Annotated in this window: 18 protein-coding genes, 1 tRNA gene and 2 pseudogenes; 4 read left to right on the forward strand and 17 right to left on the reverse strand. The window is 56.4% G+C overall.

The window, feature by feature from the left end; all coding sequences use genetic code 11:
* The 3 genes from phnE to phnC all read right to left on the reverse strand — a co-directional run bounded on the left by phnE (position 1) and on the right by phnC (position 2,733).
* A complete protein-coding gene (phnE, locus tag QEZ52_RS16580; protein ID WP_406645577.1) occupies positions 1 to 861 on the reverse strand; it encodes an ABC transporter permease in 861 nt (286 codons plus the stop codon).
* A 68-nt stretch (positions 862 to 929) separates the two neighbouring features.
* Complete coding sequence (gene phnD, locus QEZ52_RS16585; protein WP_406645578.1) at positions 930 to 1,832, reverse strand: phosphonate ABC transporter substrate-binding protein; 903 nt, start codon at positions 1,830 to 1,832, stop codon at positions 930 to 932.
* 82 nt (positions 1,833 to 1,914) lie between these two features.
* Entirely contained in the window at positions 1,915 to 2,733 is an 819-nt protein-coding gene (gene phnC / locus QEZ52_RS16590) for a phosphonate ABC transporter ATP-binding protein (protein WP_406645579.1), read from the reverse strand.
* Positions 2,734 to 3,050: 317 nt separating this feature from the next.
* Here phnC and QEZ52_RS16595 point away from each other — a divergent pair, with 317 nt between their 5' ends.
* Both QEZ52_RS16595 and QEZ52_RS16600 read left to right on the forward strand, forming a co-directional pair.
* A complete protein-coding gene (locus QEZ52_RS16595; RefSeq protein ID WP_406645580.1) occupies positions 3,051 to 3,998 on the forward strand; it encodes an SMP-30/gluconolactonase/LRE family protein in 948 nt (315 codons plus the stop codon).
* Positions 3,999 to 4,254: 256 nt separating this feature from the next.
* Positions 4,255 to 7,443, forward strand: a complete 3,189-nt coding sequence (locus QEZ52_RS16600; protein WP_406645581.1) for an ATP-binding protein — start codon at positions 4,255 to 4,257, stop codon at positions 7,441 to 7,443.
* Positions 7,444 to 7,459: 16 nt separating this feature from the next.
* Here QEZ52_RS16600 and QEZ52_RS16605 read toward each other — a convergent pair whose 3' ends face one another.
* Genes QEZ52_RS16605 through QEZ52_RS16615 form a run of 3 tightly spaced genes read right to left on the reverse strand, consistent with a single transcriptional unit; the run spans position 7,460 to position 10,609 of the window.
* Positions 7,460 to 8,863, reverse strand: a complete 1,404-nt coding sequence (locus QEZ52_RS16605; protein ID WP_406645582.1) for a hypothetical protein — start codon at positions 8,861 to 8,863, stop codon at positions 7,460 to 7,462.
* Entirely contained in the window at positions 8,863 to 9,579 is a 717-nt protein-coding gene (locus QEZ52_RS16610; protein ID WP_406645583.1) for a hypothetical protein, read from the reverse strand. The genes QEZ52_RS16605 and QEZ52_RS16610 overlap by 1 nt, the downstream gene beginning before the upstream one ends.
* A 4-nt stretch (positions 9,580 to 9,583) precedes the next feature.
* Entirely contained in the window at positions 9,584 to 10,609 is a 1,026-nt protein-coding gene (locus QEZ52_RS16615; RefSeq protein WP_406645584.1) for a catalase, read from the reverse strand.
* A gap of 385 nt (positions 10,610 to 10,994) precedes the next feature.
* Here QEZ52_RS16615 and QEZ52_RS16620 point away from each other — a divergent pair.
* Positions 10,995 to 11,071 (forward strand) — tRNA-Met (locus QEZ52_RS16620).
* Here QEZ52_RS16620 and QEZ52_RS16625 read toward each other — a convergent pair.
* Entirely contained in the window at positions 11,050 to 12,210 is a 1,161-nt protein-coding gene (locus QEZ52_RS16625; protein WP_406645586.1) for a recombinase family protein, read from the reverse strand. The two genes, QEZ52_RS16620 and QEZ52_RS16625, sit on opposite strands and share 22 nt — an antisense overlap.
* A 189-nt stretch (positions 12,211 to 12,399) precedes the next feature.
* On the opposite strand from QEZ52_RS16625, the pseudogene QEZ52_RS16630 reads away from it, so the two are divergent.
* Positions 12,400 to 13,782 (forward strand): annotated as a pseudogene (locus tag QEZ52_RS16630) (IS3 family transposase).
* Positions 13,783 to 13,859: 77 nt separating this feature from the next.
* Here the strand turns inward: QEZ52_RS16630 and QEZ52_RS16635 are convergent.
* From QEZ52_RS16635 to QEZ52_RS16680, 10 genes and pseudogenes are all read right to left on the reverse strand, one after another.
* Positions 13,860 to 14,784, reverse strand: a pseudogene (locus tag QEZ52_RS16635) (IS110 family transposase); the annotation flags it as partial.
* Between the two features lie 530 nt (positions 14,785 to 15,314).
* Positions 15,315 to 16,259: a transaldolase gene (tal, locus tag QEZ52_RS16640; protein ID WP_406645588.1), complete on the reverse strand. Its 945-nt coding sequence runs from the start codon at positions 16,257 to 16,259 to the stop codon at positions 15,315 to 15,317.
* A gap of 81 nt (positions 16,260 to 16,340) precedes the next feature.
* Positions 16,341 to 17,774: a xylulokinase gene (gene xylB / locus QEZ52_RS16645; protein ID WP_406645589.1), complete on the reverse strand. Its 1,434-nt coding sequence runs from the start codon at positions 17,772 to 17,774 to the stop codon at positions 16,341 to 16,343.
* 67 nt (positions 17,775 to 17,841) lie between these two features.
* The gene (locus tag QEZ52_RS16650) at positions 17,842 to 18,795 is read right to left on the reverse strand and encodes an ABC transporter substrate-binding protein (RefSeq protein WP_406645591.1); all 954 of its coding nucleotides are present in this window, start codon (positions 18,793 to 18,795) and stop codon (positions 17,842 to 17,844) included.
* 33 nt (positions 18,796 to 18,828) lie between these two features.
* A complete protein-coding gene (locus QEZ52_RS16655; protein WP_406645592.1) occupies positions 18,829 to 19,827 on the reverse strand; it encodes an ABC transporter permease in 999 nt (332 codons plus the stop codon).
* Between the two features lie 9 nt (positions 19,828 to 19,836).
* Entirely contained in the window at positions 19,837 to 21,354 is a 1,518-nt protein-coding gene (locus QEZ52_RS16660; protein WP_406645593.1) for a sugar ABC transporter ATP-binding protein, read from the reverse strand.
* The gene (locus tag QEZ52_RS16665; protein WP_406645595.1) at positions 21,351 to 22,487 is read right to left on the reverse strand and encodes a Gfo/Idh/MocA family protein; all 1,137 of its coding nucleotides are present in this window, start codon (positions 22,485 to 22,487) and stop codon (positions 21,351 to 21,353) included. The genes QEZ52_RS16660 and QEZ52_RS16665 overlap by 4 nt, the downstream gene beginning before the upstream one ends.
* Positions 22,487 to 23,542 (reverse strand): sugar phosphate isomerase/epimerase family protein, encoded by a 1,056-nt coding sequence (locus QEZ52_RS16670; protein WP_406645596.1) that lies wholly within the window; start codon positions 23,540 to 23,542, stop codon positions 22,487 to 22,489. Before QEZ52_RS16670 ends, QEZ52_RS16665 begins: the two co-directional genes overlap by 1 nt.
* Before the next feature lie 19 nt (positions 23,543 to 23,561).
* On the reverse strand, positions 23,562 to 24,857 hold the full coding sequence (gene xylA / locus QEZ52_RS16675; RefSeq protein WP_406645598.1) for a xylose isomerase: 1,296 nt from the start codon (positions 24,855 to 24,857) through the stop codon (positions 23,562 to 23,564).
* Positions 24,850 to 26,103, reverse strand: a complete 1,254-nt coding sequence (locus QEZ52_RS16680; RefSeq protein ID WP_406645599.1) for a LacI family DNA-binding transcriptional regulator — start codon at positions 26,101 to 26,103, stop codon at positions 24,850 to 24,852. Before QEZ52_RS16680 ends, xylA begins: the two co-directional genes overlap by 8 nt.
* Between the last annotated feature and the right edge of the window lie 116 nt (positions 26,104 to 26,219).

Here is a 26,219-nt window from a genome sequence, read left to right on the forward strand (position 1 = left end):
TCAGTGGCCTCCCTTATGTGTCAGCCCGTTGCGCACATGGCTCGATAGCTGGTCAAAGATGACGATGGTGACGAACAGCAGGATAAAGATCGCGGCGGCTTCGTCGTATTTCCCCAAACCCCAGCTCATCGCGTTCTTGAGCTCGTATCCGATGCCGCCCGCACCAACAAAGCCCAGAATGGCCGAGGCACGGATGTTGATTTCGAACCTCAGCAAGGCATAGCTGAAATAGTTGGGCGCGACCTGGGGGAGAACACCCAGAAACATCCGCTGGAACCAGCTTGCCCCGACAGACGACAGTCCTTCGACCGGCTTCAAATCGGCATTTTCATTCACTTCGGAGAACAATTTGCCCAGCGCTCCGGCGGTGTGAAACGCGATTGCGATCATCGCAGGCACCGGTCCACCACCCAGAATAAAAATCAAAACCAGCGCAATCACGATTTCAGGGATCGCCCGCATGATGTCCATCGTCCGGCGAAACAGTGAGATCAGACGGGGCCAGCGGGCCAACCCGCGCGTCGAAAGCAGCGACAGGACAATTGCGAACCCTGCCCCGATCATCGTCGAAACAGCCGCGATATTGATTGTTTCAATCAAGGCCGGGAGATAGGTCAGAAAATGCCCCGGAAGTTGATCCAGCTTGGGAAGCGTATCGGCCAGCACATCCGCCGGGAAATCCAAAATATTTGGCAGCCCGGCCCAGAACCCACCGGCATTGCGGTCATCGGCCAGCATAAAGCCGGAAATCAGCAACAGGGCAAACACCCCAAGCATCAACCCGCCATATAACCGCTTGCGCTGAATGAGAGCCAAATAATGGCTGCGGGTGGTCTCCAGTTGGTCGGCGGTATGGCTCATGGCAGGGTGTTTCCATCAAAGAAACAGCCCCACGCAAAATCGCGCGGGGCCATAAGGTTGGTATTGAATTAGTTTGATTTCAGCTTGCGTGCTTCGATGATGACTTCGTATGCGTCATGACCGATCGGCATGACGCCTTTGGCCTCACCCGACAGAACGCCATAGGCACATTCGGGGTCCATCGCAGGTAGCGACGCCATCAGCGCCGTGAATTTGACTTTCACGTCTTCTGGCAAATCCTTGCGCAGAACGATCGGGCCTTCTGGGATCGGCTTGGACTGCCAGATTTGCACCAGGTCGTTCATGTCAACCAGGCCAGCATCAACCGCACGACGCAGCGCGCCCGAATTGTAGCCGTCTTCCCATTCACCCAGACCGTCGGCCCAGGTCACGCCGCCGTCCACATCGCCTGCATTTACCGCGACGATGGTCTGTTCGTGACCGCCGGTGAATTTCACTTCACCAAAATAGTCGCCCGACGTCATGGTCGATCCGGTAGCTTCGGGAATTTCGATCGACGGGATCAGGAAGCCGCTGGTCGAGTTGGGATCGCCAAAGCCAAAGACTTTGCCTTTCATGTCGTCCAACGATGAAATGCCGCTGTCCTTGCGGGCAAAGCCAACCGAGTAATAGCCATAGCCACCATCATTGTTGACTTTGACCAGGATCGGTTCGACCGCTTCGGGGTCAGACAGATAGGTTTTGGCATAGCCCGAGGCACCCAGCCACGCCATGTCAATTGTGCCGCCCAGCAAGCCCTGGATCACGCCATTATAGTCGGCCGGCGCGAACAGTTTGGTTTCCACACCCAGCAGCTCTTCGGTTTTGGCGCGCAGGCATTCGTTGTTGTTCAGACGGTCCTGTGCGTTTTCACCGCCCAGGAGGCCGATATTAAACGATTCGATGTCGGCGGCCAGGATCGGTGTGGCCAGAGCGGTGGATGCCAATGCGGCAGCGATCAGATTTTTCATGATGTTTTCTTTCCAGGTTAAGTGAAGTCTGTTGCAGAAAGTTTGGAGTGGGGTTCGCAATGCGCGCGCCCTGCAGGGGGTGTCAGGCGAATTCAGGCAAGACGACCTTGGGCGGGACCAGTGCCGGCTCGCGAATTTCCGTAGATGTGGCCGCTTCGGAAAAGTCATCCCCTGCGCCATAGATGTCCCGGGCCACGCCGGTGGTCAGCTGTTCGGGCGTACCATCAAACACAATGCGCCCATCGCGCATTCCGATAACCCGGTCGCAATAGCGCCGTGCCGTGTCCAAGGTGTGCAGATTGGCCAGAACAGTGCGCCCGTCTTCTTCGTGAATGCGGCGCAGGGCCTCCATCACGGTTTGCGCGTTCATCGGGTCCAGCGATGCGATCGGTTCATCCGCAAGAATGATCCGGGGATCCTGCATCAACGCACGGGCGATCGCGACGCGCTGTTGCTGCCCCCCCGACAGGGCTTCGGCCCTTTTGGGAGCATGATCCGCCATGCCCAATCGGTCCAGAATATCAATGGCCTGGTGGATGTCCGATTTGGGAAACAGGTTGAACACAGTCGTCAGGGTTGATCGTTTGCCCAATGTGCCGTGCAAAACGTTTGAAACCACATCCATTCGCGGCACCAGATTGAATTGCTGAAAGATCATCGCGCAGGACGCTTGCCACGCACGTCGGTCCTTGCCCCTCAGCGTGGTCACATCCGTGCCTTCAAACAGAATGCGCCCCGTTGTGGCATCCGTCAGCCGATTGATCATGCGCAGCAATGTGGATTTGCCCGCCCCGGACCGTCCGATCACTCCAATCATCGCCGGGCGGTCGATCGAAAAGCTCGCATTGTCGACGGCCGCATTTGCGCCGAAACGTTTGGTCAGATTCTCTACGGTCAGCATATTTGCCCCCAGTTAACTCCGGGGGACATGGCAAGACTTCCGTTGCAATTGCATGACGGTTTCTTGAATGTTTTGTAAATGGAGGGGGCATGGCTTCATTTTGGATGATGCCAAATCGCCAACCCAATCGCCAAAGGTCGCCACGCTTTGACGGGCCTCTCCAGGTTTTCCGAACCGAGCAAGCCAATTGCCCGAAAGCCACCAAATGGCTAAGCTCTAACAGGGGGGCTCCTATACATTTTTGAAAAGCGCGGTTGTCAGCGGCGGCCGGAACTTGAGACGGGAATTTAAACGCATCAACATAGGGAAGCAGCAAAATGGCATTTAAACTGGACTTGGTAGAGGTCGCACACGGCCTGGGCTTTCCCGAAGGGCCCGTTGCAATGAACGACGGTTCGGTACTGTTCGTCGACATTGAAAAAGAAACCCTGGTGCGCCTGGAGCCCAGTGGCGCACGTCATGATGTCGCGGAGATCCCCGGTGGCCCAAACGGCGTAGCAATCGGGCCCGATGGTGCGGCCTATGTCTGCAACAACGGCGGTGTCTATTGTTTCAAGAACGCCGGCCCTGGTGGGGTGAACATCCCCCTTCCTGATCCAGAACATTACACCGGTGGCTTGATCCAGAGGGTGGATCTGACGTCTGGTGAGGTTACGCCCTTGTACACGGAATGTGACAAAAAACGGCTTCTGGCCCCCGACGACATCGTTTTTGACAAGGCCAAAGGGTTCTGGTTCACCGAAACCGGCATTCAGGATGATGAAACCCTTCGCAAGGGGGGGCTGTATTATGCAACGACAGATGGATCTTCGATTGTGCGGATGGCCACGATTCCGATGGCAAACGGTGTTGGACTATCGCCTGATGGAGACACCGTTTTTGTGTCGGATACGATTTTCGGGCGACTCTGGAAGATGAAGATCAAAAGAGACAGCAGAGGTCGCCCGGTTGGTCTGGACGATGGACCAATCCAGGGCATCATGCCCGGTGAAGTCGTCCAAACCCTTCCAGGATTTCAGTGGCTCGACAGCCTCAAGGTCGAAGCGGATGGCCGCGTTTGTGTTGGTACGATCTTTACCGGAGGTATCACCATTTTTGAAATGGATGGCACGACCGAGCATGTCGATGTACCGGATATTTTCACCACCAATATGTGCTTTGGCGGCGAAGACATGATGGATATGTGGATCACAGCGTCCAGTACCGGAAAAATCTACAAGACCCGCTGGCCACGCCCCGGTCTGAAGCTGGAATTCACAGCATAGTTTGTTGCCTTTTTTCGGACTACGTAGACGGCAAAAGGGCGCATCACAGCGCCCTTTTGCACTGTGATGTCTTGAGCCCCCAAACAGGCCATAACGCAAAACAGGCGTATTTACCCGTGGCGTTCAGGTCTTTTGGCACCCGCATTGCGCTCCTGTTTCTTCTGGCCCTGCGCATAGGTTGAAAAGACCATCGCCCAGCCTGATCAGGCCAAGCTTTGCTAGCGTTTCCATCAGGATATTGTAAAATATCTTAATAATGGATGAAACACCCGCCATACCCGAGATCCAATCGACGCGTTTGGGCGAAAGGCGTCTGGTCTCCGTTCTGTTCACCGACATGGTGGGATATACCGCCATCGTCGAGCGACTTGGCGCGGAAAAAACTCTCCAATTCACACGAATGGTTTACAAGGAACTGACCGGTGCCGTTCAGGATCATGGCGGGTCTGTCCGCGGCTTTGCCGGGGACAGTGTCATGGCAGTTTTTGGCATTCCAGACGCCCAGGAGGATGCCGCGCTGAGGGCCTGCCAGGCGGCGTTGTCGATCCAGAAAACCTTTGGCGACGCCACCGAAGACATCGAAGCGAGATTTGGTGAACGCCCCAGTATGCGGGTCGGTGTGAGCTCGGGCACCGTCGTCATGGCCCATGTCGAAGGCGAAGGGTCGCCTTTGACAGCGGTCGGCAATACCGTGAACCTCGCGTCGCGTATCGAGGCGTTGGCCCCCAGAGGTGGCTGCCTGATCTGCGACGCGACCCGAAGTCTCGTCGAATGGCTTGTCGACCTCAGCTTTGATGACGAGTATCAGATCAAAGGCGTGGCCAAACCGCAAAAGCTATGGCGGTTGCTGTCCATCCGCGAAGGGGCCACGCGGTTTGATGCCTCGCTGGCGCGTGGCCTCAGCCAATATATCGGACGCGATGCAGAGCTGGCGACGCTGGCTGGCGCGTTGGAGCGCGCCCGTGACCGGGTTCAAGTGGTGGATCTTGTTGCCGAACCGGGACTGGGTAAAACCCGCCTGATTTTCGAATTTCTAAATCCGATAACAAAAGAAGACGCCTTTGTGCTGACCGGGCATTGCTCGGCCAATGGCCAACAAACCCCGTTTTTGCCGTTTCTCGAAGTTATGCGCGGATCGTTCCAGATCCGCGACGAAGATGAGCCGTTTGAAATCGCGCGAAAGCTTGAAACCGGGCTTCGCCGGGCGGGGCTGGATACGCCCGAGAATCTGGGCCTTCTGCTCAACTTGTTGGGCCTTCCCCCTCCAGACGGATCACTGGACGGGCTTGACGGTGTTCTGATTGGCCTGCGGACCCGCGATCTTCTCCCTGCGTTGTTGCAGGCGCAATGCCAGGCGACACGGGTGGTTCTTTTGATCGAGGACATCCATTGGATCGATGGCGCATCCGAAGAGATGCTACGCAAACTGATCGAAAGCGGAACGCAGTCGAATCTGTTGATCCTCCTGACACGGCGCCCGGAATATGATCCCGGTTGGTGCACCCTGCCCTGGGTGAAAGCGTTGGCACTGCAACCGCTTGAGGATGGCGACATCTGGCAACTGGCCCGCACACGTCTGGGCGTTGAAACCCTGCCCGATGCTCTGATCCAACAGGTCACAGAACGCGCTGGGGGCAATCCGTTGTTTGGCGAGGAGATCCTGAGCTATCTAATCGACCAGGGCGCGTTGCGCATCACATCGGGCACGGCCGAATTTGACGCCGAAAAGGCGACAAGCGGGCTACCCGCAAGCATGCAAAGCCTGCTGACGGCCCGCATTGACCGATTGCAGCCCCAGGACCAAGCGTTGCTTCAGGCGGCGGCCACAATTGGTCGGCGTTTCGATCCGGGCCTGTTGTCTCTTGTGATTGGACGCGCGGGGGAAACAGGTGCAGCCTTGCACAGATTGCAGGCGCAGGACATTGTCTACCGCGAAACCAACTCGTCGGATTACATGTTCAAACATGTGCTGCTGAGAGACACCGTCTATCAAGGGTTGGTGTCCGATCGCCGGGCTGATCTGCATTTGGCGATTGCCGAAGCTCTGGTCCAGCGCAACCAGGACCGGCTTGCCGAGGTGGCCGATACCCTTGCCTATCATTACGCGCAAACCGACCGTAAGGATCTCGCCTTTCGGTACAGCGCTTTGGCAGGTGCAAAAAGTCTGGGTGTTTTTTCTCACGATCAGGCCAACCGGTATTTTGCCTCTGCCCTGGCGCTCTACCTGGATGATCCGACCTGTGCCAGCGACGCGGAGTTTGCCGAATTCCTCGCGAATTATGCGCTGTGTTCGAACATCTCGCTCATGGTCAAACCCATGATCGAACTGGCCCCCAAGGTCAGACCAATTCTCAATGGCATTGGCGATAGCGGTGACCACGTTCTCTTCTTGCATCATTATGTATCCTGTCTGGTGTGCAGCGGCCGCTATCGCGATGCGCTTGGTGTCCAGCAGGAACTGACGGCAATGGCCAATCGTTTGGGCGACCCCAAGTCGATCGCCTATGCATTGGTCAACGAGCTATCGGTGTCGATCTATTGCGCGCCCATTCCCGATGATGTTTTCGAGACCAAGCGACAGGAAGCAGAGACTGCCCTGACCTGTTTCGACGATGCCTATTTGAAAAATTTCTTTGTTGCCACCGTGGGTTGGAACGAGCTCACCCGCGGTCGGGTCACAAAAGCGCATGAAGCCGCGGACCGCATGCGCGCCGAAGGCATTTCCAAGAACGATCCTCGTTCCCTGGGGTACGGAACCGCGATGAAGGCGTTGATTGCCATGGTCACCGACGACCATCAAACCGCGCTGGAGATATCCGAACAGGCGCACAGCGTTTCCCGGGCCGAATTTGAAATGGCAATTGCCGATTCATCGAGATTCTCTGCTTTGGTTCCATTGGGCAAACCAGGGGCGCTGGAGGACGTTCGAGGGTACGTAGATATGTGCAAACAGAACGGGTGGGCACTGTTCGCGGAAGGTCCGGAAACCATGCTGGGGGTCGCGCTGGCGATGGACGGTCAGATCGGGGCCGGGTTGCGCCAGATCGAAGACGCGATTGCCCGTCGGGAAGCCGAAGGCACCAGGATCGCCGCCGATTGGAACCGGTTGTTTCTGTGTGAAGTCTATCTCGAAATTCTATCCGGCGAAGGCGGCGCATCTCTCGGCGTGCTCATGCGCAATATCAGCGCCTTGACTGGTGTTTTCCTGTTCGGTGGCAAGCGGATCATTGAACTGATCGAACACGTGCGCGCCAATCCTCAGTTCGATCCCGCAGGACATTACATCGCCCGAAGCGAATTGATCCTGGGATTGCTCTACAAGATCAAGAAGAAGAAGGCCCAGGCGCTTCAGCATCTGAACGAAGCCAAACGGATCGTCGAGCCAGCAGGGAAATCCCCCATGCTGACACGGATCAACGTGGCATTGGCCGAACTGAACGCGTGACAGGCCAGATAACCCGTCAGCCCGTCAGCCGGGACAAATAGCGGATCGCAGACAAGCTTGGCAAAAAGGTATAGGCTCCGCCGCGTGTGGTCACAAACCGGGGAAACCCTCTCAGTCGAATAGTCCCCTCTTTTGGGAGTGTCAGGTCAAACCAGCTGGTTTCCGGAGAATTGGCCCCAATCAACGGATCATTGGAGCCGGTAACAGTCGGATCCTGCAGTCCCAGGTTCAGCCAATCACACATGACGGCTTCGAATTGGGCCCCGAAATTCGCGCCGATGAAGTTACCCAACAACCCCCGTTCCTGGCTATCGGGATTGGCGGGGTCAAAGTCGGGGCCATAAGACATACCGCGCCGCACAAGCCGGCGCGTGTAGTTGGCAATACGTTGGACGATCGGACCGCCCCGCGGGTTGACGCGCCGCATATGCGCCCCTGCCGGGCATCGGGACCCGTGATGATAATCGAAATTTGTGAGCGCGCCGGGCTCCTCGGATTTTGGCCATTGCGCATCTGGCGAGGTTTCATACGGCATGCCGTTGCGCCAACGTCCACACATCTGCGCCGCCACAACCTCGCGCAGGGCACCATGGCGATCCAACCCCGCACCAATGCGGTCTTCGGTACCCGGAACCAACAGGTCCTTGGCCCTGGGATGGGTCAGCAACATGTCAGCGGCCTTGTCCAGATAGGTTTCAAACCCCTGTGCATCCTGGGCCAGGATGCGAAAGGCATTGAAGGCCCCGTTAAATCCCAGTTCGCGGGGCTGAGGAATACTGAATTCAAGCCCTTGCATCCGCGTCGGATAGCCCAGCAGAACAGTTCCCAAGGGATCAGCGGGTTCATTTGCAGCGGCTTGCTCAGGATCATCAACATGTCGGAACTTGGGTTGCGAGATGCTGTCCTGATAGCCAAAGAACACCTTTTGATCGGCCAGATTACGCCCGTTCCTGACGCCAATCACATTAAAAGCACGCGCGACCTGCCCCTGAACGACATCAAGATGATGTTCTTCGTCCACATAAATCGATGCTATGATATGCACCCGCTCAGGCTGGTCGAACGGCGCAGGCCAATGTTCGGGCGCGCTCGACCCAAAATCACCAAGCTTCATGGCGCGCGCGCGCATTCCTTCGACGAACTCCGTAGGGAAACTGTCCAGGCATTCGCCTGGTGTCCCCAGCGCCCGCAACCCTTCGTAGGTCACGCCTATGTTGAAACAGACATCGGGTTTCGTGGCCCACCATGCTGATCTGGTAATCTTTGGTACATCTGCGTCGGTCCCATCGGCCGACGCCGCAAGAAACCGCCGCGCTGCAGCCAGGTCCGACACCTCGAGAATGAGGTAACGCACCATATTGTTTCGGTAGCCCCGCAAAATGTTGCCCTGGACTTCGTTTGAATCATAAGCTTCGCTCATTACCAACCTACTCCCAGTTTGCGACGGACCTGTGCGGCGGACACTCCGGGATACGCACGATAGCCGCCGCCCAACGAAATATTGGGGTTCGCGTTCAGTTGCAGAATCAATTCTCGTGGCAGGCTCAACAATTCATGCGGTGGACCATCAGCGGAACGGCCCGCGGCTGCATCCTGCAGACCAAATAGGTCCGTTGGGAAATCCGGTGCCTGGAACAGGTCGTGATCCTGCACCCAGTCAATGAACTTCTCGACATTCTGCGCCGTTGGCTTGAGTTCCTCACCGCCGTCCACCAAAGTCATCACATCGTCGAAAACGCTGCCGATGGTCATGATGAAGTCGCGGATATAATTGCTGAAATCACCATCATAAACCGAGATCATGCAAATATAGTCGTCGATCAACAGAAAGCGGGCGAAATGCACCGTGCCGACATTGTCCAGACCTGCGAATATTTCGTCCACGTTCGTGGCAATTGCCATGGCGGCCTTGGCGCGCCCCACAGGGGTTGGATCCTTGAGCGGCATCACCAGATTCATCATGCGCTGCACGTTTTCACTCGGTTGAGGCGAAGGACGCGGACCGCCCGGCAGTTTTGGCTTTTTTTCGCGCCAGACCCAATACGGCACAACCACATAGGTCGACAGAAATTTGAACCACCCCCGTTCGGGGAGGCTGTTGACGTACCGATTGAACCAACCGCCATCATCCGTCATGAATTCAGCTCCCTGAAAATGGGCAAGGTGTCGCGTCTCGCCGTTTGCTCGAATATTCATAGGCCTCACGCCGGATTTTCAGCACCGGATCGTCCGAAGCCCGGATGCCATCCGTCAAGTTGCAGGGATTGAAACTGATCTTTTCCAGATCCCCATCCGCGCCCTCGATTTTTTTGTCCAGCGTCAACGTCCCCATCATCACCCGTTTGCGGTGAGGGGGCCAGGCGCGGGTGGAGTCGTTGAAATCATCGCCCAGCTCTCCGATCATCATCATCAGGGAAAACCGCGCGCCTCCCTTGTCCAGACACTCTTCCAGCTTCTCCTTGAGGTATGTGTCAACAATGGGGTCCTTGGGGGTGGTGTTTTGCACCCCCGCAATAGGTTGCCATGTAAACCGAACCCAGCGTTGCGTGCCGTCCGGAGCCGTGACGATGAATGTATGCACCGCATGATAGGACGCCCGTTCATAGCTGACCGGGGCCCCGATCGTCGCGGCCTGCAATACCGCCAGTTGTGCGAATTTATTCTGATCCGCGAACCGGATAGCACCTTCGTTCGGCCTGACATCCTGTCCTGGGTAGGGATCTGGCATGGGGATCGTCAGCTTTAGAAAATCAACGATTTTCCGCCAAGGTGACAGGCGTTCACACGGCGCTGGTTTTGCTTCTTTGGCGAACTCCAGAAATGTTTCAGGAGTCGGTGCAAAAAATTCGGGTAGCGTCATCGCCACCAAATCTGTTGCACCACCATCAGACAGGTGAAACCTGGTTGCCATGCCGCGCACATCGGACCAGCCATCCCGCTCTATCGCGCTGCCCGACCCGTTTGAAAACCGAACAGTAACGTCCAGCTGTTTGCCTTGAAAATGCTCGGCGGTACAATAATCGCGGGCGACTGGAGACGCTTGGAAATACCCTGCCACGCCTGTGCCGATGGTGTGAACGGGGCGCCTCACAAGACCCTCTACGGGATTGTCGTCAGGCAGAACAAGCGCCTCAACCAGTTGCTCGGCAATGTCGGGATCGTTCATCTCTATCCACTCCCAGCAAAATTCATCAAAACCAAATTGATGTTTCGTCATATCATATCTCACGCATTAAATCACCAATGTCCTGTCCGAAGCTTGGTGAAGGTAGGAACTCCCGGGTCTCGAGCGCTCCCTAGCGACCCGCCTGCCCGCGTTCGCGCCATACGCACGGGTCCCTGCACCAAGAGCCACAGCACGGAACTGACACCAGTTTTTGGGAGGTTGGCACGCATAACACATTGGGATCATACCTGACCCGAACGTTCACAGGCGCGTCCACTGGGTCGCTCGATCGGTCACGATCAAAGCCCCTGCCACAAAAGTAATTTTCTGTGCCACTTTTCCGCTTGCAGTCCCCGATGATTAGATCTACATCAGCCTCAATTGACGCGGGATGGAGCAGCCCGGTAGCTCGTCAGGCTCATAACCTGAAGGTCGTAGGTTCAAATCCTACTCCCGCAACCACTACTGTCGAACAGGCCACCTTCGGGTGGCCTTGTTTGTTTTTGGGCCACCCCAAGTGCGAATAAGCCTGCCAGTTCGCCAACCAATTCAATAGCCAGTCCGTCGCCCTCAGGGATAAGCCGGATCTCCGTCAAAAGGCTAAGGATGATAACGGTGGCCTCGGCCTTTGTCGCAGGATCATTTAGGGCGCGAGACAGGTCGGTCACAGTATCACGGTAGAGATCCGCAAGACCGGGATGAAGCAAGACAGGCGCTTTTGCCTTCGCGTTCGCCAAGTCGTTCTCTAGATCGGCCTTACGGACCCCCAGACTGTCCATCTTGGTCTTCCTGCTTTCGTGAAACATGCCCTCGGCAATGGCGTCTACAATGCGGTCGGTTTGACTTATGACCTTCGTAAATTCGTGCTCTGTCTTAACCTTGTTGACGGAGGTTTGGGCAGTCAGACGATTGTGCTCTTCTTGGTAGGCTTTGACAAACTCGGCAATGAGGCCGGGGTGGAACAACTGGTCCTTGAGGCCGATCAAAACACGCTCTTCCAGCTCACTCCGTTTGATGGTGACGCGATTGGAACAGGTGCCTTTGTTACGGGTGGCAGAACAGCCGTAGTAGTGCTTACCAACCTGAATGACGCCGCCACCACATTCCCCGCAGGTCAACATTCCTGAAAACAAGTGTTTGGCGCGCTTGGTTCTTCCAAGCTTACGCACGCCGTCGCTGATGGCCACGTTGCGTGTGGCTTCCTGGCGGGCTTTGACTGCCTTCCAAAGGTCTTGGGGCAGGATGCGCAGATCGGACACGTCTTCGATGATCCAATCCTTAGGTGGGTTGAGGCGGGCCTGCCGTTTCCCCGATGTCGGGTCCTTGATAAACCGCTGCCGGTTCCAGATCAGCCGACCGACATAGAGTTCGTTATTGAGAATACCGGTGCCGCGTCGCCAGTTTCCGTAGATGGTTGATGCCCCCCAGCCTCTACCAAGCGGCCCATCTACACCTTCGTCATTCAATTTGCCAGCGATTGCGCGAGGGCTGATACCGGCAGCGTAGTCTTCAAATATGCGACGCACGATGGTGGCCTGTTCCTCATTGACAGTCCGGTCGCCCGTAGAAACCTCGCCGTCGGCTGTGAAGCTGCGCAGCACATCGTAACCATAAATGACACCGCCTGCCGACTTGCCTTTGCGGACACGACCCTCAAGGCCGTGATGGGTCTTCTGGGCCAGGTCTTTCAGAAAGAGGCTGCTCTGTCTGACGTCAGCGCTTATGGGTCCAAATAGGGTTATTTGCTAAGAGAGGGTTTGTTGCTCATCGTAGCCACCGAGGAGTGGACGATGAGAAAGACAACGAAGAGCCCTGGCGAGAAGATCGTCAAAGATATCAAACGCGGCACGCGCAAGCATTATTCCAGCGAAGAGAAGATCAGGATCGTACTGGATGGGCTGCGCGGCGAAGACAGCATTGCCGAGCTGTGCCGTCGTGAAGGGATATCGCAGGGCGTCTACTACAAATGGTCAAAAGACTTCATGGAAGCTGGCAAGAAGAGGCTTGCTGGCGACACAGCACGAGCAGCCAACACCGATGAGGTCAAGGCACTCCGCCGCGAGGCAAAGGATCTCAAGGAGGTCGTCGCAGAGCAGACGCTTGAACTGCGTCTTCTCAAAAAAGCATGCTCGGGGATGGGGACGACCACGAATGAGATATGCCGCATCAGAGAAGCTGGAGATCATTCGGCTGGTGGAAGAAAGCCACCTGTCAGCGCGTCGGACACTGGCCAAGCTGGGCATTCCCCGCACCACATTTTACCGCTGGTACGACCGGTATCTGCAGCGTGGTGAGGCTGGTTTGCAGGATCGATCTCCCAAGCCCAATCACGTTTGGAACCGCGTTCCCGTCGAAGTGAAGCGCAAGGTTGTCGACCTCGCCTTGAAAGAGACAGAGCTATCGCCCCGCGAGCTGGCCGTGACGTTCACCGATCAAGACCGTTATTTTGTCTCGGAATCTACGGTGTATCGCACCCTCAAAGCCCATGATCTCATCACCAGCCCGGCGTTCATCGTCTTGAAGGCGGCCCCCTCTCGGCAGATTGCTTTGCAATCGCCTGCCGGGCAATGGATGAGTTCCAGCATAAGACAACTGGTATCAACCAGCTTTGGCAGACAGACTTCACCTACATCAAGGTTCTGGGCTGGGGCTGGTTCTATCTCAGCACGGTCCTGGACGATTACAGTCGCTACATCGTCTCTTGGAAGCTCTGCACGAACATGCGGACAGAAGATGTAACGGACACACTGGAATTGGCGCTACAGGCGTCTGGCTGTGATCAAATCCACGTCGTTCATAAGCCGCGTCTTCTTAGCGACAACGGCTCCAGTTATGTCTCAGGCGACTTGGCCGAATGGCTAAAGGACAAAGGTATGAAGCACGCGCGCGGTGCGCCATATCATCCGCAAACGCAGGGCAAAATCGAACGATGGCATCAAACCCTTAAGAACCGCATCCTGCTGGAAAACTACTTCTTACCGGGTGACCTCGAAGCTCAGATCGAAGCCTTCGTCGACCACTACAATCACCAGCGCTTCCACGAGAGCATCAACAACGTCACACCCGCCGACGTCTACTTCGGGCGCGACAAAGCCATTCTAAAACAACGTGAAAGGATCAAACGGAAAACACGCGAAGCGCGACGATTGCATCACCGCCAGCACGCCGCATAATCAAACCAAACAGATGAGCCAAACTCTCTCTTAGTTTAGGCAGCCACTGGTTCCAAAAACTCTGACGACGGACACAACGGGCCAAGACCGATCGAATCCCAGCGGTGCGATCGCATGAGAATGACGTTTGCGGCCTGCACCAAAAGCATCCTTAGATACCCGTTGCCGCGCTTGCTGATCCGACCAAGGATTGTCCGCCCACCCGTGCTGAACTGACGCGGAACGAGACCGAGCCAAGCGGCAAAATCTCGGCCTCTGTCAAACACCTCGCCCATGACCAATTGCGGCCACGATAGCCGTTGAGATGAGTGGTCCGATCCCGGGAATGGTCATGACATTGGCGCAGTTTTCTTCTGTTTTGCTGATCTCCTCAATTTCTGACGAGATTGCTTTGATCCGTTCATCAACCCAGAGCCAGTCGCCATAAAGCCCAAGGAGCGTGCCGCGCATTCGCGAGGAGATTTCATCGCGCCGGTTCTCAAGGATCGCCTCAAAAGAACTCTGTAAAGCATGCCGTCCCGCCCGCACGGTGATGCCTTGCTCAATCAAAAACGCTCGGATCTGATTGATCGTGGCGGTGCGGCGTGCCACCAGCCTCGACCGAACTCGGTGCATTGCCTGCAGGTCCAACTGGTCCTGGCTTTTCTCAGTTACTGTTCGCAGGTTGGGTCGCATGGCGGCCTCTGCGATTGCTTCCGCATCGTTGTAATCGTTCTTCTGGCCTTTGTTGAATGGCTTCACGTAGATTGCTGGAATGATCCGGGGCTCAAACCTAAGTTTACGCAGCATACGACTGACAAAATGCGCGCTCATGCAGGCTTGCATGCCGACAACGCAGCGCGGCAATTCTTCAAAGACCGACTTCAGCGCCAACCGCTTAATCTTTTTGCGCAAAACGCGCTGACCTGCGTGGTCAAAGCCAACCAGATGGAACGTGTCTTTTCCGATGTCCACGCCAATGACAACGATCCCGTCGATGTCTTCTGGGTTCTTCGATTTCATAACTACTTCTCCTGTTTGCAGAAATAGGCAAAGCCTAACCTGCCGGGTGAAGCAGCCGGTACATCCCATTACTGTGAGATCGGTTTTCACGCTGCGCGCGCTCGCAGCGTGAGAAATTCTGTGTCCGTATAAATCTCGATGCTGCCACGCGGTGGGAAAACCAGCCATTCGTGCAGAGTGCGGCATGGATCAGAGGCCGAACCTGCACTTCAAGGAACAAAGAAGTCGCTGTATTTGGGCGCAGCTGCTGTTTATGCAGCATTTGTTCGCAACTGCAGAGATGTTTTGGTCGAGAGGCAGCCGTTCTATAAATGTGGCCGTTTTAGTCTCTTGATGCTGGCCAATTTCCAACTGTCGTTTCTGTTCCACTGCCCACATGTCAGATGTTAAGCGGCATGCGATAGGATATCCGGCCATTGAAATAAGCTGCGAGCTTCACTGGTCGGATTTTCAATAGCTTCCGTGATAGAAGGCAGGCCTCTCTCGACGTGCAGGACTGTCGTCAAGACGACATCGCCGTCTCGGTTATCTCAGGTCATTCGTGCGGCAATCAATGTGACCAGTTTTTGATGATCCATATCGAAGTTTCGAATACCTTCAGCCAGTTTTTCTGTGGCCATTGCGTCTTTATTCATGCGCCAACGGAAAGTCGCCCCATCCATTAGAGCTTCGGTGATCTCGCCCTTCTTATCGGGTGCAAGCACGCGCGCAAGTTGGCTGTGATCATTGCTCAATTCATCAAGCAAACTGGGTGCAATCGTTAGGTTGTCACACCCAGCTAAAGCCTTGATTTGGTCTGTGTTACGAAAGGACGCCCCCATCACGACTGTGCTTATCTTATTGGCTTTATAATAGTCGTAAATTGCGCTTACCGACTTTACGCCCGGATCGTCGGTTGGTGCGTAATGATCCCGGCCTTCATTCTTTTTGTACCAATCGGTAATGCGGCCAACGAATGGTGAGATCAAATATGATTTGGCATCGGCGCAGGCAACGGCTTGTGCCATGGAAAAGAGAAGTGTCAGGTTGCAATCGATACCTTCCGCCTGCAGGGTTTCAGCGGCGCGGATGCCTTCCCATGTTGCAGCCAACTTGATTAGGATCTGGCTCTTATCGACGCCACGTTTTTTGTATTCATTGATAATGGCGCGCGCACGCAAGACCGACCTTTCGGTATCAAACGACAGACAAGCTTCAACCTCAGTCGAGACGCGGCCCGGGACCAGCGCCGCAAGTTCAGCCCCCATTGCAACCGTCAGGACTTCGGTCACCTCTTCGGGTGTCATACCCACAGTTTTGCCTGCCTCGATTTCGCGTGCGATTAAATCTTCGGATGCCGCATGTTCCAGAGCGTTGAGAACCAGAGACGGATTAGTTGTGCAATCAATCGGCTCATATGTCCGAACCGCCGCAAGATCGCCGGTATCAGCGACAACAGTTGTCATAGTGCGGAGTTGATCCAGGACATTTGTCATTAGAGTATTCCTTCTTTGCGCCACGGTGTTGGCGGCAACGGCTAGAATAAGGTCGAACAGTCAGGGCTGAAACCAAAAGGGTCAATCTTTCCAAGCGTCTCTGAAGCTTTGCAAACGCGTTGAATAGAGATCCGACAGCGTTGGATCTGCCGTGTAGGCCTGACGCACTTTTGACGGCATAAGGACGTCATCGGCGGTTGCATTGCCCGTTCCCAATATTGCGAGCCTCGCCGCGCCCAATGCGGCCCCTTGCGCGCCGCTGTCAGGCACATCAAGCGTCAGCCCAGTGATGCTCGCAATCATTTTAAGCCATACCGCCGATTGACTGCCTCCGCCTGAGACGCAGGCTGAACCTGGGAGCGAGCCGCACGCATCAAGTGCTGTACAGCAATCGGCGAAGGCAAAACCGACCCCTTCCATAACCGCCTGCACCATGTCGGCTAACGTATGATCGCGGCGCAGGCCGTGGAACGCACCTGTCGCGTTTGGGGCGTTATGGGGTGTGCGTTCGCCCGATAGGTACGGCAGGAACGTGATGGGGGAGGGTGCGCTCACGTCTGCCACGAGGCTGGACAGGGCCGCAGGCGTTTGGCCGGTGATCTGGCTAAGCCAAGCAAGCGCATCGGTGGCACACAGAATGACACCCATTTGGTGCCACGTCTCGGGCACCGCGTGGCAAAAACTATGGACGGCGCTGTCGGTGTTGGTGGCGAATGTATCCGTCACCGTGAAGAGCACGCCGGATGTGCCCAGCGACAGAAAACCTTGACCGGGGTGCACAACGCCAAGCCCGCAGGCGGTCGCCGCATTGTCCCCCGCACCACCTGCGACAGCGACAGGGCCTGTGCCCCATTGCGTTGCAAGTTCGGCGCGTAAATCGCCCGCTTTTTCGCTGCCTTCAACCAATCGGGGCATGTGGTCGCGGGTCAGCCCCGTGGCCACGAGCAGGTCATCGGACCAATCGCGTTTGGCCACATCGAGCCACAGGGTGCCTGCCGCATCCGACATCTCTGAGACGTACTCTCCGGTCAGCCAGAAGTTGATGAAATCTTTGGGCAGCAAAATTTTGCGCGTCTTTGAAAAAATCTCAGGTTCGTTCTTTTGCACCCAACGCAGTTTCGGGGCGGTAAAGCCAGCCATAACGATGTTTCCGCCGATGCCGCGAAAATCTGCGCGCGCTTCAAGCTCATCGCATTCGGCAAGGGATCGCCCGTCGTTCCACAAGATCGCAGGGCGTAACGGTTTATCATTGGCATCCAACAACGTCGCACCGTGCATCTGGCCAGACACGGCAATTCCCCGCAGCGCCGAAAATTCGGCGGGGACTGCGGCGCACACTTGGGCTATCGCGGCTTCACAAGCGGTGATCCAAGACAGTGGGTCTTGTTCGCTCCACATCGGATGAGGGCGCGCAACAGTGAGTGGGCCATGACCCTCAGACAAAACGTTTTGATCGCCATCAATGAGCAGCGCTTTGACACCAGATGTGCCGAGGTCCAGACCAAGATATGTCACGTGCGTCTCATTTTTTTGTTGGAAAAGGTGGCCACCGGCGGAACCGCCGATGACCTTGGGAGAGCTATTAGAACGGGCTGTCAGGATAGTAGAAGTCCATCGCGTTCTCTTGCGTGATCAGGACCGACCCGATCACAAAGTCGCCAGACACAGGGGCGTTCGACGTCAGACCAACAGCCGTCAATTCAATCGCTGTTGCGATCATTGAAGGCGGATAAGTCACGTTGGCAGGGATCATTGCGTCGCCGTCGGCTGTCCGCTTAATCATTTCCTTCATACCAGCACCGCCAAGGACGAACTGCACATCATCACGACCCGCCGCTTCGATCGCAGCCAGAACACCAATGGCCATGTCGTCATCAGAGGCCCAAACAGCATCGATGTTGTCATACTTGGACAAGAAATCCTGCATCACAGTAAAGCTGTCGTCACGGTTCCAGTTGCCGTGCTCCATGTCCAGCACGTTGATGCCGGACCCTTCGATTGCGGCTGTGAACGCATCCACACGCTCGTTGTCGATGGTCGTGGGGATGCCACGGAAGACAACGATATCGCCGCCGTCAGGCATCTTGGACACCATGTAATCGCCGGACACTGTGCCAAAGCCCGTGTTGTCGCCTGCGACATACAGGTCCTCAATACCAGCGACAGACAGACCACGGTCAACAACAGTCACCCATGCGCCGCTATCTGCAACAGCCTGAACAGGCGGTGTCAGCGGGTCGGATTCAAACGGCAGAACAACCAGCGCGTCAATGTTGCGCGTGGCGACCATGTCTTCGATATCGTTGACCTGCTTGCCCGGATCGGACGCCGTTGCCAGAACGAAGTCGAGACCTGGATAGACCTCTTCGAGACGCTCGACAGTTTCAGCGGCGTGAAAGTTCATGCCACCGGCCCAACCGTGTGTCGCGGCGGGAATGGACACGCCGATCACCTTGACCTCGTGACCATCTGCAAATGCAGCCCCGCCGACAGCTGATGCCAGTGCGGCCGCGATAAATGTTTTAGTAAATTTCATGGTTGCTCCTCCCTTGAAGCGTTGGCTTGCAGCCTAAGATGCCGCCTTCCGTTCGCGCTGTAGGATCACAGCGAGAATGATGATGACCCCTTGGATCGCGCCGTTCAGGTAGGGCGACACAAAGTCGGTCAAATTCAGAATATTGCCGATCAGGCTGAGGATCAGCACACCGATAACGGTGCCCCAGACCCGGCCAAATCCGCCCTTCAGGACAGTGCCGCCGATGATCACAGCGGCGATGGCCTCCAGTTCCCACAGCACCCCAGTTGAAGCAGATGCCGAACCCAAGCGCGGCACATACATGATGGTCGCGATGCCCACCAAAATGCCAAGTGCGGCATAAGAAATCAGGCGCGTACGGCGCACGTTCACGTTGGAATAATGCGCGACATGTTCGTTTGATCCGGTGGCAGCACAGTGGCGTCCATAGGTGGTGCGCGACATGATGATCTCTCCGATAATCACGACACCCGCAAAAACGATGATCGGCCAGCTGATCCCAAGGATGCCGTCAAAGTAGACCGGGCGGTAAAACGTGCGCAGACCGAAATCGAGCGACAGCGTGCCCCCGTCGGCCAGCCACGTCACCAGGCTGCGGTAGATGCCCATGGAGCCGAGCGTGACGATAAACGCCTCAATCCCCAAGGTCGTGATCAGAAAGCCGTTCAAAAGCCCCGCAAGCATGCCTGCAATAATCGCGGTCAGCATGCCCAAGAGGATGATCGGAATGCCGATCCCCAAGCTTGGCAGCGCCGCGTTCATCACCAAGATCATCAGCCCCGCGATAAAGGCCGCCATTGATCCCACGGATAAATCCAAGCCCCCTGCGGTGATCACAAAGGTCATGCCCACCGCGATGATCCCGATAAAGGCAGAGCGCGCCAGAACGTTGGTGATATTGGCCGCACTCAGGAAATTGGAGTTCAACATCGCGCCGATGATCAACAAGACTACCAAGGCAATAATGGGGCCCAGAACGGACATCGACGGAAGACGCATGCCGCCAGATTGAGGTGTGGTTGTTTCAGTCATCTGTTTCCCTCAGGCCATTTCCGGCGTTTTGTCAGTGCGCAATCCCATGGACAGGCGCACGATTGCGTCTTCATTAATGTCGTCGGGGGCCAACATGCCGCTGACAGCGCCAAGGCGCATGACCATGATCCGGTCCGCCAAACCGATGAGTTCAGGCATTTCAGAGGTGATCACGATGATCGCGTGCCCCGCATCTGCCAGCCTGCGCAGGAAGGCGTAAATCTGTTGTTTGGTGCCGATGTCGATGCCACGGGTGGGTTCATCGACGATCAAGACGCGGGGCTCAGAGAGCATGACCTTCGCCAGCAGCAGCTTTTGCTGATTGCCGCCGGACATATTGCCGACCTGCACATCACGGGTGCCCGCGCGGATATCAAATTCTGTGATTGCGTCGGTCAGGGCGGTTTCCTCGGCGCGGCGGTCAATCATGAAACCGCCAAATTTGTGCAAATTCGCCAGCGTCAGGTTTTCACGCATGCCGCGTTCCAACAACAGCCCGCGTAGCTTGCGATCTTCAGTCAAATAGCAAAGCCCCGCCTGCTGCGCGTCGCCGGGGCGTTTGAAACGGGCGGGTTTGTCAAACAAGGTAACCTTGGCGGCGGTTGCGGGGCGCAAACCTGCAAGGCCTTCCATCACTTCCGTCCGGCCAGAGCCGATCAACCCGCCGATCCCCAGGATTTCGCCCTGCCGCAAGGTGAATGACACGTCGCTTGCAAACCCTGGCACGCTCAGATTTTCAACCTGCAATACAACAGGCGCATCCGCCGCAACGCCCGGCTTGGCGGGATAAAGATCAGACACATCGCGACCCACCATTGCGGTGGCCATGGCATCCTCGCTCATCTCAGAGGTCGCGCCAGAATGCACAACATCGCCGTCGCGCATGATCGTTATGTGGTCCGAAATCGCGGCGACCTCATCAAGCTTATGCGAGGTAAACAAGATCGCTGTGCCCGCCGCGCGCAGGGCTGCGACTTGTTTGAACAACACGTCTGTCTCGCGGTTGGTCAGCACGGCGGTCGGTTCGTCCATGATCAAGACCCGCGCGTCGCGCGACAGAGCCTTGGCAATTTCGACCATCTGCTTTTCTGAATTGGACAGCCCAGAAACAAGCGCGTCAGGCGACACATCGCAGGCAACACGGATCAGGTATTCCTTTGTGCGGCGTCGCATTTCAGCTTTGTCGAGCAGCGGTCCGCGTTTCAACTCCCGCCCCAGAAAGATGTTTTGTTCAACGGTCAACTGTTCGGCGAGGTTGAACTCCTGATGGATCATCACGATCCCCGCCGCTTCGCCGTCTTGCAGGCTGCCGAACTGCGCGGGGTGCCCTTCAAACAGGACATCGCCCTGTGTGGGCGGCTGATAACCCGCCAAAATCTTCATCGTCGTGGATTTACCCGCCCCGTTTTCGCCAATCAGCGCATGTACGCTGCCAGCATGCAGCGCAAGATTTACGCCATGCAGCACTTCGACAGGGCCGAAGCTTTTGCTGACATCTTGCAGTGCGACAAGGGGGCGGGTCGTCATAGGGTTGTCCACGCCGCGTTGCCCGCCGACGACGTGACGCAGGCGGTGATGAATCGCATTCCGTCGATGCCCGCCGAGATTCCGGGAAGGATGCCCATGGCTTTGGCGCGGTCTGTGCCATTTTGAGTTGCGCGGATCGCGTCCGCTGCCTCGTTATAGATCGTCGCAAACCCTTCAAGGTAGCCCTCAGGGTGACCGCCGGGGATGCGGCTGACGGCTTGGGATGCTTCAGTGGCACCCGCACCATTGCGCGTCAGCAAGCGTTTCGGTTCGCCATGCGGCGTGAACCACAGGTAGTTGGGGTCTTCTTGCGCCCATTCCAACCCGCCCTTTTCGCCGTATATCCTCAGTTTCAGCGCGTTTTCATTGCCCGGAGCCACTTGGCTCGACCACAGCATCCCACGCGCCCCGCCTTCAAAGCGCAGCATCATATGGGCGTTGTCATCCAACGTCCGTCCCGCGCCAAAAGATTGCAGATCAGCGGCAAGGCTTTCGACCCGCAAGCCGCTGACAAAACACGCCAGATTATGCGCATGCGTGCCGATGTCGCCAATGGACCCACCCGCGCCAGAGCGCGCCGGATCGGTGCGCCATTCCGCTTGTTTCAACCCTGCGTTTTCCATCGGCGAGGTCAGCCAATCTTGCGGGTATTCCGCTTGCACGATACGCACCTCACCCAAGTCACCCGCAGCGATCATCTCACGCGCCTGCCGGATCATCGGATAACCAGTGTAGTTATGGGTCAGGATGAACAGCGCCTCGGCGTCCTTCACGGCTGCCTCAAGTGCGATCGCGTCGTCCATGGTCGAGGTCAACGGCTTGTCGCAGATCACATGGATACCGTGGGCCAAGAACGCCTTGGCCGCCGCCGCATGAACGTGATTGGGTGTGACGATAGAAACCGCCTCGATCCCGTCGTCGCGCGCGGCCTCGGCCCTGGCCATCTCCTCAAGGCTGCCGTAGGACCGTGGAATGCCAAGCGCCTGCGCACTCGCTGCGGATTTTTCAGGGGTGGAGGACAAAGCGCCAGCAACCAGTTCAAACCGGTCATCAATGCGGGACGCAATGCGGTGGACGCCACCGATAAAGGCGTCATTGCCGCCGCCAACCATGCCAAGACGAATACGGGTCATCAGTCGATCCCCAACATTTTACGGTTTGCAGCGTCGTCTGTGCCGCCATCTGCGAAATCATCAAAGGCGCGTTCAGTGACGCGGATGATGTGGTCTTTGACGAACTGCGCCCCTTCGCGTGCGCCGTCTTCCGGGTGCTTCAGGCAGCATTCCCATTCGACCACGGCCCAACCGTCAAAATTGTTCGCAGCCATCTTGGAAAAGATTGCCCCAAAATCGACCTGACCATCGCCAAGGCTGCGGAAGCGGCCGGCGCGATCGACCCAAGGCTGATAGCCGGAATAGACACCTTGGCGGCCCGTGGGGTTAAACTCGGCATCTTTTACGTGGAACAATTTGATCCGGTCTTTGTAGATGTCGATATTGTCGAGATAGTCCATACATTGCAGCACATAATGGCTGGGATCATACAGCATGTTGCAGCGGGCGTGATTGTCGACACGCTCCAAAAACATCTCAAAGGTAACGCCGTCGTGCAGGTCTTCACCCGGGTGGATTTCGTAGCAAATGTTGACGTCATTGTCTTCGGCGTGGTCCAAAATGGGCCGCCAGCGGCGCGCCAGTTCGTCAAACGCTGCCTCAATCAAACCCGCTGGCCGCTGCGGCCATGGATAAACGTATGGCCACGCCAACGCTCCGGAAAATGACACATGGTTCTTGATCCCCATGTTGTTGGACGCAGAAATCGCCTTCATCATTTGATCCACAGCCCATTCCTGGCGGGCCTTGGGATTGTTGTGAACAGAAGAGTCCGCAAAGCCGTCAAAGGCTGTGTCATATGCAGGATGCACCGCGACCAGCTGACCCTGCAAATGGGTCGAAAGCTCGGTGACCTCAACGCCGTTCTCTTGCGCTTTGCCCTTGAATTCATCGCAATAATCTTTGCTGGATGCCGCTTTGGCCAAGTCAATCAAACGCGCGTCCCAACTGGGCACCTGTACGCCCTTATATCCGCAATCCGCCGCCCATTTGGTGATGCTATCCCAAGAGTTGAATGGGGCTTCATCGCTTGCAAATTGGGCTAGGAATAGCGCCGGTCCTTTGATGGTTTTCATGGTCTTCCTCCCTGTCCGCTTACACAAAGCGATTGACGATATTTTCCAAGATTTCCTGACGACCCGAACGCGGTTGCGGGTCGATGGGATCGGACGCAACTTGCGCTGCAATGGTGGCCAGATCACTGTCGAGCAACGTTTTACCGCCCGCGCTATCCCATCCGGCGTAACGCGCATTGCGCATTTCTTCCAATGTGCCGTCTTCGAGCATTGCGTGCGCCGCCTTAAAGCCCCGCGCGCAGACATCCATCGCCCCTGCGTGCGCCGCGATAAGGTCAACTGGGTCCAAGGATTGCCTGCGCAGCTTGGAGTCAAAATTTGTGCCACCAGTGGTGAAGCCACCCGCCTTGAGCACCTCGTAATAGGCCAAGGCAACCTCGGGGGCATTGTTGGGGAACTGATCGGTATCCCAGCCCGATTGGTAGTCGTTGCGGTTCATATCGATGGAACCAAAGATGCCAAGCGACGACGCCAGCGCCAGTTCGTGCTCAAAAGAGTGACCGGCAAGGATCGCGTGGCCTTGCTCAATGTTCATCTGAACTTCACCTTCCAGGCCAAATTCTTTGAGGAACCCGTAGACCGTCGCCACGTCGAAATCATATTGATGCTTGGACGGTTCTTGCGGTTTCGGCTCAACCAAGATCGCGCCTTTGAAGCCGATCTTATGTTTGTACTCGACCGCCATCTGCAAGAACCGGCCCGCTTGCTGGCGTTCACGTTTCAGATCCGTGTTCAGCAGGGTCTCGTACCCTTCACGCCCGCCCCAAAGCACATAGTTCTCGCCGCCCAGCTTATGCGTGGCATCCATGCAGGCTTTGACCGTCGCCGCTGACCACGCGAAAATCTCAGGATCAGGGTTGGTGGCGGCACCGGACATAAAGCGGCGGTGGCTGAACAGGTTCGCCGTGCCCCACAAAAGCTTTGTCTTTGATGTCTGCATCTTGGTGCCGAAATAATCGATGATCTCTTCGAAATTCCGCAGGCTCTCGGCAAAGCTATCGCCCTCGGGGCGGATATCGGCATCGTGCCAGCAAAAGAATGGGACGTTCAGCAAATCGAACATCTCAAACGCGACGTCGGCCTTCATTTTCGCCAAGTCCATCGTGTCGCCAAACCAAGGCCGCTGGAATGTCTCGGCGCCAAACGGGTCCCCACCGGGCCAAGCGAACGAATGCCAATAGGCCACGCCAAACCGCAGGTGATCTTCCATCCGCTTACCCGCTATAACCTCGTCGGGATTGTAGTGGCGAAACGCCAGATCGGCGCTTCCTGGTGCATAGGCCAAAGGAGAGATGTCTTTGAAAAAGTCAGTCATTTGTCTTGGCTTTCGTCATATCGGTCAGGGGGTCGGCAGGCAGATTATCCCGCACGTAAATTGTCGGCATCAGGCCAGGCATCGGCGGCAAGTCGCGGTTATCGATTAAGGCGCGCAAAACGGTGAAGGCGCGACTGATTTCAACGTCGGGGCGCTGGTCGATCACTAAGTCAATCAAGCCGTCTTGCAGCGCTTGCCGGGAATGGGCGACCAATTCATGAACGACACAGAACGGCCGCCGCGACTGTGCCGCACCGATCGCTTGCACAAGCCCGCTGTTACCAGCCCCCACGTTATAAACAGCAGTGGTCTCGGGCTTACCCGTCAGAACCGCGTTGGTTTGCGACAACAAGACAGCCGCGTCATCTTTGGTCATGATGGGGTCGCACACAGTGATATGCGGGTAATCTTTCGCAATGACCTCGCAAAAACCTTGCAAACGTTCGACGTGGTCGCGGGCGTCCATTGAACCGGCAAACGTCTGGATTGACCCGTTGCCGCCAGCGTGGGCCATCCCGACCATCCGAGCAGCCGTACGTCCGGCGACGATATTATCGATGCCGATGTAGGCGGAGCGGAACTGCTGCGGAAGGTCTGATACCAGACCAATGACCGCCACCCCCCGCTCGCGCAGCGCCGCCAGCGGCTCTTCAAGACGCTGGCTTTGCAGCCCAACGATGGCAACCCCATCGAAGTCTTTCTTCACTAATTCGGCAATGCTGTCTTGCAAGCCCAAAACCGCAAAGGCTGGAACTTCGATTACCTCAACCCTCACGCGTTCAGCACTCAGGTGATCGGCCGTAAGCTGAATATGGTCATGGATGCGAGTAAAGAAAGCGTTTGATCCTTTCGGGATCAAGAATGCCAAGCGGTAGACGCGATTGCGCGACAAGTTCGCAGCGGCCACGTTGCGCACATAACCCAAAGCGGAGACTGCATCGCGGACTTTCTTGATGGACTTCGCGGCAACATTTCCACGATTATTTATGACCCGGTCGGCCGTGGCGTAACTGACCCCAGCAGCCTGCGCGACATCACTTAACGTCGGACTTGTCATGCTTCCTCCCCTCGCAACGAATCTCCCAATCGCCGCAGTGCCCCCATCAAAGGCGTCAAAATGCCATACGTCAATCATTTTTTGATAGACGTATGGCATTTTTAGAGTCGTACCTAATTCGGCGTGGCGGCCTTCGGGTATCATTAAGATTTGCACGGGATTTACGCTGATGATCTGCTTCGGATCCACCCCGGCATTCTGGTGTCAAAGCGCAAGAAAGACGTTCAAATCAAAACGCGCTTTAGTCACTCGTCCCACTTCGACAAGATTGCCTCCACAGGCTGCGCGTGACCCCTAAAGTACTG

This window comes from Aliisedimentitalea scapharcae, assembly GCF_045277565.1.
Classification (GTDB): domain Bacteria; phylum Pseudomonadota; class Alphaproteobacteria; order Rhodobacterales; family Rhodobacteraceae; genus Aliisedimentitalea; species Aliisedimentitalea scapharcae.